Consider the following 11,167-nt stretch of genomic DNA (forward strand, 5'->3'; position numbering starts at 1 on the left):
AACGCTCGATTGGTGTAGGCTAATTAAAGTTTCACTTTATAATTTTTCCTAATTCCTTTTAAACATCAGTTTTTAGTAAAAAAACCTGCTGAATTTCAGCAGGTCTCAAATTGTTATTATAGATTACTATGAGAAGCGTACTTCGTCAATTTTTTCTTAATAATGAAAATTACTCATTTTACTCTGTTGAGATAGATGGGTCTGCCTGTTCTTTTTTCGGGATAATCTCAAAAAACTGGTTCTGTATATCATCTAATAATGCTGTTAATAAAGCAACTTCCTCATATTGCTCATGTTCGTTTAGTACACGAATATAGTCTAGCAATAATTCAGTTACATCTTTCAAACCATTTTTACTAATTGGTTGTAATGTAACATTTGCCCCTTTTGCAATTCTTCTTTTTAAGGCCTGTTCTGTTAGGCCTAAGTTTGAATCATGACGCAAATAAACAACACCGCCAGTCATGCCAGCGCAAATCCATGGACCAGGGTCACCTAAAACAAGCGCTCGCCCATTTGTCATATATTCAAAAGCAAAACCTTTAATATTGGAGTATGCCCCTATATTTCCTTGCTCTTTTTCACGGAGTGGTTTTGTTATTCTACCTCCAATTATCATGTCTGCCCCAGAAAGGCGAATGCCAGCGCGAGCATCAGCGTTCCCTTGCACGTATAGTGCCCCTTTTTGTGCACCATATCCAAATCCTTTTCCGACAGAACCGTTATAATATACTCCGTCTTTTCCTTTTGATTTCGTTATATAAATCCCACCACCAAAGGAAGTTTTACCAATGCCATCTTGTGCGCCGCCATTTACGTGTATAAATAAATTTTCACTATTGTAAGCGCCTAACCCATTTCCGGGAATAGAACCATTCGTATACTTTAATGTAAGTGGTTCAAGTTGAGTAGCTTCATATAGTTTACTGCGAACGCGATAACATGATTCTAGACCACCCATAACTCGTTGCTCTACACCAACGCCTACTAATTCTTTTGAGTCAGCGGAATGAACTGTCTTAAATTGTTTTTCTGGTACACCATCTGTTGTTGTAACAGATGGATGTTCTATTATTTGTAATAAATTACGTAAGTTTAATAAATTTTCGCCTCGAACTTGCTCTAATAAATCAGAACGCCCAACAATTGCTTGTAAATTTGTACACCCAAGCTGTCCTGTTAATCGTTTTAGTTCTATACCGAAAGAGGTGAATAAATTTAGCAGGCCAGTAACTGCGCTTTCTAATTCGCGTGGGACGAAGCGGCGTAACCCATGTTCCTTTGCTTGAGCTTCAGACTCGATTTGTGTCGCAATTCCGACATGGCAAGTATCTAGATGACACCCACGGCAAGTAGTGCAGCCGATTGCAATCATTGATAGTGTGCCAAATCCAATACGGTTTGCTCCGAGAAGCATGATTTTCAAGGCATCATTTACACTTCGAATACCACCATCTGCCCAAATCTCTACTTTATGTCTCATGCTCGCTTCTAATAAAGCGTTGTGAGCGGCTTTAACACCAATTTCTACAGGAAGACCTACATGTTGCAAGGCGTGAATACGTGCAGCACCTGTTCCGCCATCGAATCCGCTAATGTTAATAAAATCAGCACCAGCTTTGGCGATACCGACAGCAATTGTTCCGATATTAGGAACGACAGGGACTTTCACGGCTACTTTGGCAAGTTGATTAGCTGTTTTAATTTCCGTAATCATTTGAGCTAAATCTTCAATTGAATAAATATCATGGTTATTAGAAGGTGAAATTAAATCTGAGCCAATTGTCGCATTACGTGCTTCAGCGATTTTGGCTGTTACTTTTGAACCAGGTAAATGCCCACCTTCCCCAGGCTTTGCGCCTTGACCGATTTTGATTTCAATTAAGTTCGATGAGTTTAGTAGTTCGGCATTTACTCCAAATCGCCCAGATGCCACTTGTTGTCCACGTGTATGTGGATATTTTCCAATCATATCTTTAATTTCGCCGCCTTCACCGTTCAAGCTAATCATATTTAGCTGATCGGCCGCTTCTGCATATGCGCGAAAGGCAATTTCGTTTTGAGAACCAAATGACATAGAACTAATAATAAATGGAAAATCATGGTTTTTAATGCCGATAGATACTTCTTCAGTTGGAACGACATGTTTTGTTTGTTTCGTTTGAACAAGGTGTCTGATTGCGATGGGATTATTCTCTTCTAGTTCACTTAACTTGTCACGGTAATCATCATAAGAATTTCCTTTTGCAACATCGCCGATTGCTTTCCAAATTCGCGGGAATATATGAAATGATTTTCGCATTCTAATTTTAGGATTGTTATAATCATCCGCTCGCATTTTTGCATCTTCAGTAAGTGATTCAAGTGAAAAAGCTAAATCATTTGAACCGAAGAAATTTGTAATCTGTAATATATTTGCAATTTCTTCATGTAACCCAATAGATGAATAGAGACGTCCGTAACCACGTAACTCATGAATTCCAATTGTTGAAATGACTTTTTCTAATCCTTTATTAAGTGCATTATACAGATTCGTAATTGGTGTTTTTGTTCCGTCATTTACAGTCGCGAATAATAAATATGGATTAATACCATCTGCTCCTAATCCATATAGCGTGACAATGTCATGTAAGGAGCGAAGGGCACCAGAACGTATAACGAGAGAACAATTGCGGCGTAATTTATTTTCACTTAATGCTTGATGTACTTTAGCAGTAACTAAATGTGGATCAATCCACAATCGCTCATTTAGATGGGCTTTTGCGTCATCTAATACTAGTAGGGAAGCACCATTGTTAACAGCAGCTATCGCTTCAGAACTAATGCGGCTTAATGCACATTGTAGAGTTTCTGACGAGCTGAATGTAGCAGAGATTGTGGCGATAGAGTTATGAGTTTTAAATAGCTCTATGAGTTGTTCGTACGTAATTGTGTGTAATTCCTCTGCAATAGGTTGTGCCACGCTTCCTTCTAAAATAATTGGTGAAAGCATTTCAACTACAAATGGCCGTTTTGCGCCGCTTAATAAACTTGGACGCTCTCCAAGTACAGTACGTGTAGAGAAGTGTTCAATTTCACGGTCACGGTCAATTGCAGGGTTTGTAACAACAGCTACACTTTCTTTAATAAAGTCAGCGATATTTCGTCTATCAGTATCAAGTGCGGCAAGTGGTGAGTCATGCCCAAGTGAGCGTATTGGCTCAACGCCTTTTGTTGCCATCTGTTCAAGAAGTTGAATATGTTCTCGGTCCCATCCGAAAGCGACGTATTGTTTCGTTTCAACTTGAACAGAATCACATAGCCCTTGGATTTTTTTCGTTTCAGGGATAGATAAATTTAAATGGTAATTGGTAGTATCAATTCGCTTTTTAAAACGGTTATATACTTGGATTTGATATTTGTCATATTCATAAAGAACAAGTTCATCTTGTTCATTCCATTTTAATCCGACTTTTTCTCCAGGAGCGAGTGGTTTTGGTTCTGCTACATATTTAGTTGGTGATACAACTCCAGGTTCAGAAGAGAAAATATAAGAGCTCTCTGTCTCTACTTTCCATACTGGGCGTAATCCAAGGGAATCAACGCTGAAAACAGCTTCATCTTTAAAACGGGAAATGATGCCAGCTGGTCCTTGGGCAAAATGTCCCCATGCTTCACGTATATACGTATATAAATCTTGTAAAGGTGTTTCATAAAGTTTAATTTCATTAATAATTGGTGGGAATAGAATTTCCATTGCTTCAAATAAGCTGTAGTTGTATTGAACAAGTAGGGTTTCTAAGGTGCGGTTTAAATCTTGAGAGTCACTGCCTCCTGCAGTAAGTGGTACATCAATCATTTCGGCTTGATCGCGTAATTTCGCAATTGTGTTAATTTCACCATTATGTCCGAGAATGCTAAATGGTTGTACACGAAAAAAATTAGATAATGTATTAGTAGAGTAGCGGTTATGTCCTAATGTCATAGTTGAAGCGATAAGCGGATGTTGTAAATCATTATAGTAGGCAACAAGCGTATCACCAGCACCTAGAACTTTATATACAACATGATCACGACTTAATGAAGCAACATGAATTGCTTCGTTTTCCTCTATTTTTATTGTGACAGAAAATAATGTTTGCTCAATATTTGTAATTTCGTTTTCTGCGATAAGGGCAACTTGCCAAAATAAAGGTTCTTCTTGTTTACCAAGTGGACCGAGCGCATCTGAGTTTGTTACATCATCACTTTCGAAAATGATAGTAAAGTTTTTGTTGTTTAACTTTGTACGAATATAATCTTTTAAGGCAGTAATGTCTTCTTTTTTATTTAGAAAAAAATGTCCAACGATAAAGTGGGGATGATCCACAATCGTTGGATTATATCCGCTACTTTTTAGTTTTTCATTCCAAAGCGTTTTTGGTACATCAATGTGAATGCCGATGCCATCGCCCTCGCCATTAATGAAACCAGCTCTATGATTCATTTTGACGAGTGATTGTATGCAAAGGTCAATGTTTTCTTTTGTAGCAATTTTTCGTTTCTCCATAACGGAAACGATTCCACACGCATCATGTTCTGCATTTCTATAATCTCGAAATAAAGACGGTGTCCATGTATTTTTTTTATTGAGCATCCGTCAATCCCCCCTCTTGTAAAAGTTAGAATAATCTTACTATTTAAGGTGCGAATCACCTTGTACACAGAGATAGTAATGCTGTAAAAGAATATAAAAACAGATAATTATGAATAATTATACTATTAATACGGAATTTATGAAATAGAAAAAAGGAAAAAAGAAAGGTGAGCTTTCTTTTTTCCTTTTAATGACGGGATTATTTATTGTCTGCTAGGGCAGCAAATGCTCTGCCGACAGCTTCGATTGTATATTCAATATCTTCTTTTGTATGTTCTGTAGTTAAGAACCATGCCTCGTATTTAGAAGGTGCTAAGTTAACTCCTTCTTGAAGCATAAGCTTGAAGAATTTACCGAACATTTCACCGTCTGTATCTTGTGCGGCATCGTAATCTTCAATTGTGTTTGTTGTGAAGTATACAGTTAAAGCCCCTTTTAGACGGTTTAATGTAATGTCGATATTATGTTTCGCTGCTTGCTCTAAAATTCCTTTTTCAAGCATTGCACCAAGTTCATCTAATTTCTCATAAAGCCCTGCTTGTTGAAGTACTTCTAGACAAGCGATACCTGATGCCATAGAAGCAGGGTTTCCTGCCATTGTACCAGCTTGGTATGCAGGTCCAAGCGGAGCAACTTGTTCCATAATTTCTTTCTTACCACCGTAAGCACCGATTGGTAAGCCGCCGCCAATAACTTTACCAAGCGCTGTTAAGTCAGGTGTCACACCAAGTAAGTCTTGAGCACCACCGTACATAAAGCGGAAAGCAGTAATAACTTCATCATAAATTACTAGTGCGCCAGCTTCGTGAACAAGTTCATTCACTTTTTCAAGGAATCCTGGTTTAGGCTCTACAATACCGAAGTTTCCAACGATTGGTTCTACAAGGATAGCTGCTACTTCATGACCCCATTTATCTAAAGCCTCTTTTAAAGTTTCTACATTATTAAATGGAACGGTAATAACTTCTTGTGCAATACTTTGTGGTACGCCAGCTGAGTCAGGAGTTCCTAAAGTAGAAGGACCAGATCCAGCTGCCACAAGTACTAAATCAGAATGACCGTGGTAACAACCAGCGAATTTCATGATTTTTGTGCGACCTGTATAAGCACGAGCAACACGAATCGTTGTCATCACTGCTTCTGTACCAGAGTTTACGAAACGGACTTTATCTAATGCAGGCATTGCTTCTTTTAACATTTTTGCGAATTTTACCTCTAGCGCTGTTGGTGTTCCATAAAGTACCCCATTTTCAGCAGCTGTTGTAATTGCTTTTGTTATATGCGGATGAGCATGTCCAGTAATAATAGGACCGTATGCTGCTAAATAATCGATATATTTATTTCCGTCTACATCCCAGAAATAAGCGCCTTTCCCACGTTCCATAGCAACAGGAGCGCCGCCGCCAACTGCTTTAAAAGAACGAGAAGGACTATTAACACCGCCAACGATATGCTCTAAAGCTTCTTTATGTAATGCTTCTGACTTTGTGAATTTCACTACAATTCATCTCCTTACAAAAATCTATGTATTATTCTAACATGTTTTTCGAAAAGACGTATTGTTTGTGATAGCGCAGGCAGTTGGGTAAACTATTCGTTGTGACATTTAGGAGGGGGGTCCGATTATGAAATCGGTAATTGAGGTACAAGGGTTACGTAAAGAGTTTACAGCCTATTCAAGTCGTCCGGGCTTAAAGGGTGCATTTCGCGATTTATTAAATCGTAATTATAAAATAGTACCAGCAGTAAATGATGTATCTTTTACTGTAAAGCAAGGTGAAATGGTTGGTTATATCGGTGAGAACGGTGCTGGTAAATCAACAACAATTAAAATGCTTACGGGGATTTTAACTCCGACATCAGGGCAAATCACAGTAAATGGAATGAACCCACATAAACAAAGAGAAGAATTTGTAAGAACAATTGGTGTTGTTTTTGGACAGCGTTCGCAACTTTGGTGGGATATTGCAGTACAAGAATCGTTTCGTTTATTAAAGAAAGTGTACGGTGTATCAGACGCTCAGTATAAGGAGCATATGGAGCACGTAATTGAAACGTTAGATATAGGGCCTTTATTAGATAAACCAGTTCGAAAATTATCTCTTGGTCAAAGGATGCGTTGTGAATTAGCGGCAGCCTTAATTCATAATCCACCGTTATTATTTTTAGATGAGCCAACAATTGGGTTAGATGTACTTGTGAAATTGAAAATACGTGAATTTTTAAAAGAAATGAATGAACGTTATAAAACAACAATTTTATTAACAACACACGATATTACTGATATTGAAGCTTTATGTGAGCGCGTTATCATGCTGGATGAAGGGAATATTATGTATGACGGTTCTTTAAGTAATCTTCGTACGCAGTGGGGAGCAGAGAAGGAAATTCACTTTCAGTTTGTTGCACCAGTTTCCTATCAGGATTTATCAATGGTTATGCCAGATAATCATGTCGTTTGGTCGAAAGCGAAAGAGGAAAATGCATGGGTTGCAAAAATTCCGAATGAAGAAGTTATTATTTCAATGCTTATTTCTAAAGTAGTACAAGCATTTCAAATTAAAGATTTAAAAATTAACGAAGTGTCTACAGAGGAAATTATTCGTAACATTTATGAAGAAGGTATTACGCATGGGTAAGTATATTGAAATGATTCGAATTCGCTTTTTAATGATGCTTGCGTATCGTACAAATTACTATAGCGGGATTTTAATTTATACGATTAATATCGGTGCTTACTATTTTTTATGGCAAGCAATTTATAGCGGAAAAGAGAATATTGAAAGTTTATCTATTTCGCAAATGACCACGTATATCGCAATCGCGTGGATGGCACGTGCCTTCTATTTTAATAATATAGATAGGGAAATTGCGATGGAGATTCAAGAAGGACGTGTGGCTGTAGAATTAATTCGTCCGTATAACTATTTGGGAATGAAAGTTATGCAAGGTCTTGGCGAGGGAATATTCCGTTTTGCCTTCTTTTCCATTCCAGGCATGGTTATCGTTACGTTATTATTTTCGTTGCAAATTACAACGAATTTTCAAACTTGGTTATATTTCTTCTTATCTTTAATATTTAGCTTTATTATTAATACACAAATTAATTTAATGACGGGAATGCTTACGTTTTTCCTATTTAATAATAGTGGGATTATGTATGCAAAACGCGTTGTTATTGATTTATTTTCAGGTCTATTATTACCAATTAGTTTTTATCCGTTATGGGCCCAAAAAGCAATGATGTTTTTACCATTTCAGGCTATTAGTTATATTCCAAGTATGATTTTTTCTGAAGGTATACAGGGGAGTAAGTTGTATGAGGCTTTAGTATTTCAAGTGATTTGGGCGATTGTACTTATTATTCCAATTGTACTCATGTGGAGAACGGCGAGAAAACGTCTAATTGTACAAGGGGGATGATGAGATGCTATATATAAACTTATTTTTACAATATGCAAGTCAATATATAAAAACGAAATTGGAGTATCGAGGCGATTTTATCGTTGGTTTACTTTCTGATTTATCGCTTCAAGCAGTTAATTTAATATTTATTCTCGTTGTATTTGGGCATACACAAGCATTGAAGGGATGGAGTCGAGAAGAGGTAATCTTTATTTATGGTTTCTTTTTAGTGCCATTTGCCATCTTTTCAGCTTTCTTTAATATATGGGATTTTAATGATCGATACATTATTAAAGGGGAGATGGATCGTGTATTAACGCGACCGATCCATAGCCTATTTCAAATTATATTAGAAAGAATGGAACTTGAATCTTTAATTGGAGCTATTACAGGGATTGTTGTAATGGGATATGCAGCTGTGGAGTTACAATTATCTTTTTACTGGTATGATTTCTTCTTATTTATATTGATGGTAGGAGGAGGAGCACTTGTATATGGAGGGATATTTGTTACGTTGGCGAGCCTTGGTTTTTGGTCGGATGCGAAAAGTTCAATTATGCCTCTTATGTATAACATAGGTAATTACGGGCGCTATCCTGTTAATATTTATAATCGTGTAATTCGTTTCATTTTAACGTTTGTTTTACCGTTTGCATTTGTTGGAGTATATCCAGCGGCATACTTTTTAAGAAAAACAGAATGGAATAGTTATGCATTTGCGACGCCAATTGTTGGTGTTATCTGTTTTACGATTGCAATCACCCTCTGGAACCAAGGGGTAAAAAGGTATCGTGGCGCGGGTAATTAATTATAGAAGCTTGTTCGTTTCTAAGGGATAAATCAGTTCTCCACCTCATACATATAAAATGAGGTGGAGGACATGTTATGGGGATTTATTCTATTAATTGCAGCAATCGCTATTTTGAAAAGTGTCCAATTATTATGGAGTTCCTATTCGGATTCAACGCGTTTTTTTTCGCTCTATAATTTGGCCACATTATTTTTAATCTATACAACAGTACTAATCGCATTTGGATTAAGTTACGTTGTATTAGAGGAAATGGGTTTCGCAGTTTTGAAAGAGGACGGAGAAAGTTTGAACGCTCATTCTTTTCAACTCGTCGAAGTTTGTTTATATTTTAGCGCAGTTACTTTATTGTCTGTTGGATATGGTGACATATCTCCGATTGGAATTGGGCGATGGATTGCAATCGCAGAAGCGCTAATTGGATATACACTCCCTTTTGCTTTTGTGATGAGGTCTGTAATAGACAATGAAAAATAAGGAAGCATTTGTTATAGTAAAGGAAAAGAGTAGGAGTGATAACTATGATTACAGTAGGAGAAATGGCACCAGAATTCACATTAGAGGGAAGTAACGGAGAAGAAGTTCGCCTAGCTGATTTCCGCGGTAAAAATGTAGTTCTCTATTTTTATCCGAAAGATATGACGCCAGGATGTACAACTGAAGCATGTGATTTTCGTGATGCGTATGGAGTATTTCAAGAGAAGGATACGGTTATTCTTGGAGTAAGTCCTGATTCAGCGAATAGACATTTGAAATTCATTGAGAAACATGAATTGCCATTTACACTTTTAGTAGATGAAGATCATAAAGTAGCGGAGTTATACGATGTTTGGAAGTTAAAAAAGAACTTTGGGAAAGAGTATATGGGAATCGAGCGTTCTACATTCCTTATTAATAAAGACGGTGAACTTGTAAAAGAGTGGCGTAAAGTGAAAGTGAAAGGACATATTGAGGATGTTCTTTCTTATATAAAATAAATCTACATTGGAGATAAAATATGCAGAAACAAGGCAAGTGTCTATACATATTTTACTCCCTTACATAAAGTGGAAGTGTAGGGCATACCTCCTCAGATGATAGTATTCCAAGTGCGATTATGTCGCACTTTTTTCTATGGAATATATGAAGAAAAAAGGGAAAGATACATAAAAACAAGTCCTGAATATAAAAATAAACTACATACTTATAGTAGAAATATTGACGATTTATAAGAAAAGGAGTACACTCTTTATAAGAATTATAAAATAATAATCCGTATAGAATCGGGGTGCATGACGGTGGTCAAAGAAGAATTAAAAGAAGCGCTAGAAATGCTGAAAAATACGGGTGTACGCATTACTCCACAGCGTCATGCTATTTTAGAGTACCTTGTGGAATCAATGACGCACCCAACAGCGGATGATATTTATAAAGCATTAGAAGGTAAGTTTCCAAATATGAGTGTTGCAACTGTCTATAATAACTTACGTGTGTTTAAAGAGGTTGGACTTGTAAAGGAATTAACTTATGGAGACGCTTCAAGTAGATTTGATTATGTTACAAGTCAACATTATCATGTGATTTGCGAAAAATGTGGTAAGATTGTTGATTTTCCTTATGGAGGCTTGGAAAAGCTGGAAGAGGAAGCTGCGAAAACGACAGGCTTCGTTATCAATAGTCATCGCTTAGAAATTTATGGCGTTTGTCCAGAGTGTCATAAGGCGTAATATATAATAAAGAAAGAGGCTGACGGCTATACGTCAGCCTCTTTCTTTATTATATAAGGATTAGAGTGAGGCTAATCGGGATTTACAGTGCTAAGTTAGTAAGAAGGGTTAGATAAAAGTTTGTCGAATTTACTTTGTATTGGTGGAAATGAATTCTGGGAGGGGACATTTTGAAGAAATATGAGATTAAAAATAACATTCCAACATTGGAAGAATATAAATATTTATGTGATTCTGTGGGATGGACTAACTATATGAACTTTGAGGTGGCGGAAATATCACTTCAAAATTCGATTTACTGTATAACAGTCAAGGATAATAATCAAATCATCGGCATGGGGAGAATTGTTGGTGATGGGGCTATCTATTTCTATATTCAAGATATAGTGGTTCATCCAGAGTATCAAAAGAATGGTATTGGAAAGAAAATAATGAATACTTTAGTAGAATACTTAAATCAGAATGTTCCAGATAAAGCATTCATTGGTTTGTTTGCGTCGCAAGGTAAAACATCATTCTACGAAAAATATGATTTTAAAGATTATTCGCCTAATATGACAGGGATGTTTACTGTTATTTCGAAAAAATAGGTGTAATAAATTTAATAAAACAATTAAAAAGTTGATTTTTTAA

General features: G+C 36.6%; 9 protein-coding genes. 7 read left to right on the top strand and 2 right to left on the bottom strand.

Translation table 11 applies throughout. The features are described from left to right. Positions 1-178: 178 nt before the first annotated feature. Positions 179-4,615 (bottom strand): glutamate synthase-related protein, encoded by a 4,437-nt coding sequence (locus NST86_RS02600; RefSeq protein ID WP_201144917.1) that lies wholly within the window; start codon positions 4,613-4,615, stop codon positions 179-181. A gap of 199 nt (positions 4,616-4,814) precedes the next feature. Continuing rightward, positions 4,815-6,113 (bottom strand): glutamate-1-semialdehyde-2,1-aminomutase, encoded by a 1,299-nt coding sequence (gene hemL, locus NST86_RS02605; RefSeq protein ID WP_000673236.1) that lies wholly within the window; start codon positions 6,111-6,113, stop codon positions 4,815-4,817. A 127-nt stretch (positions 6,114-6,240) separates the two neighbouring features. On the opposite strand from hemL, the gene NST86_RS02610 reads away from it, so the two are divergent. From NST86_RS02610 to NST86_RS02640, 7 genes are all read left to right on the top strand, one after another. Further along, a complete protein-coding gene (locus NST86_RS02610; protein WP_000843659.1) occupies positions 6,241-7,254 on the top strand; it encodes an ABC transporter ATP-binding protein in 1,014 nt (337 codons plus the stop codon). Beyond that, the gene (locus tag NST86_RS02615) at positions 7,247-8,038 is read left to right on the top strand and encodes an ABC transporter permease (protein WP_000521519.1); all 792 of its coding nucleotides are present in this window, start codon (positions 7,247-7,249) and stop codon (positions 8,036-8,038) included. The genes NST86_RS02610 and NST86_RS02615 overlap by 8 nt, the downstream gene beginning before the upstream one ends. Positions 8,039-8,042: 4 nt before the next feature. Next, positions 8,043-8,828: an ABC transporter permease gene (locus NST86_RS02620; RefSeq protein ID WP_000965773.1), complete on the top strand. Its 786-nt coding sequence runs from the start codon at positions 8,043-8,045 to the stop codon at positions 8,826-8,828. Positions 8,829-8,900: 72 nt separating this feature from the next. Next, on the top strand, positions 8,901-9,305 hold the full coding sequence (locus NST86_RS02625; protein ID WP_000964343.1) for a potassium channel family protein: 405 nt from the start codon (positions 8,901-8,903) through the stop codon (positions 9,303-9,305). Positions 9,306-9,349: 44 nt separating this feature from the next. After that, positions 9,350-9,805, top strand: a complete 456-nt coding sequence (gene bcp / locus NST86_RS02630; protein ID WP_000633710.1) for a thioredoxin-dependent thiol peroxidase — start codon at positions 9,350-9,352, stop codon at positions 9,803-9,805. A gap of 300 nt (positions 9,806-10,105) precedes the next feature. Then, on the top strand, positions 10,106-10,534 hold the full coding sequence (gene perR, locus NST86_RS02635; protein WP_000237829.1) for a peroxide-responsive transcriptional repressor PerR: 429 nt from the start codon (positions 10,106-10,108) through the stop codon (positions 10,532-10,534). A gap of 170 nt (positions 10,535-10,704) precedes the next feature. After that, entirely contained in the window at positions 10,705-11,124 is a 420-nt protein-coding gene (locus NST86_RS02640) for a GNAT family N-acetyltransferase (RefSeq protein WP_227593443.1), read from the top strand. Positions 11,125-11,167: the final 43 nt, after the last annotated feature.

The organism is Bacillus sp. FSL L8-0199 (genome assembly GCF_038005705.1).
Lineage (GTDB): Bacteria > Bacillota > Bacilli > Bacillales > Bacillaceae_G > Bacillus_A > Bacillus_A cereus.

Coding starts and splice junctions, on each gene's coding strand:
- NST86_RS02600 (WP_201144917.1), bottom strand. CDS start 4,615: ATGCTCAATAAAAAAAATACATGGACACCGTCTTTATTTCGAGATTAT.
- NST86_RS02610 (WP_000843659.1), top strand. CDS start 6,241: ATGAAATCGGTAATTGAGGTACAAGGGTTACGTAAAGAGTTTACAGCC.
- NST86_RS02615 (WP_000521519.1), top strand. CDS start 7,247: ATGGGTAAGTATATTGAAATGATTCGAATTCGCTTTTTAATGATGCTT.
- NST86_RS02620 (WP_000965773.1), top strand. CDS start 8,043: ATGCTATATATAAACTTATTTTTACAATATGCAAGTCAATATATAAAA.
- NST86_RS02625 (WP_000964343.1), top strand. CDS start 8,901: ATGTTATGGGGATTTATTCTATTAATTGCAGCAATCGCTATTTTGAAA.
- bcp (WP_000633710.1), top strand. CDS start 9,350: ATGATTACAGTAGGAGAAATGGCACCAGAATTCACATTAGAGGGAAGT.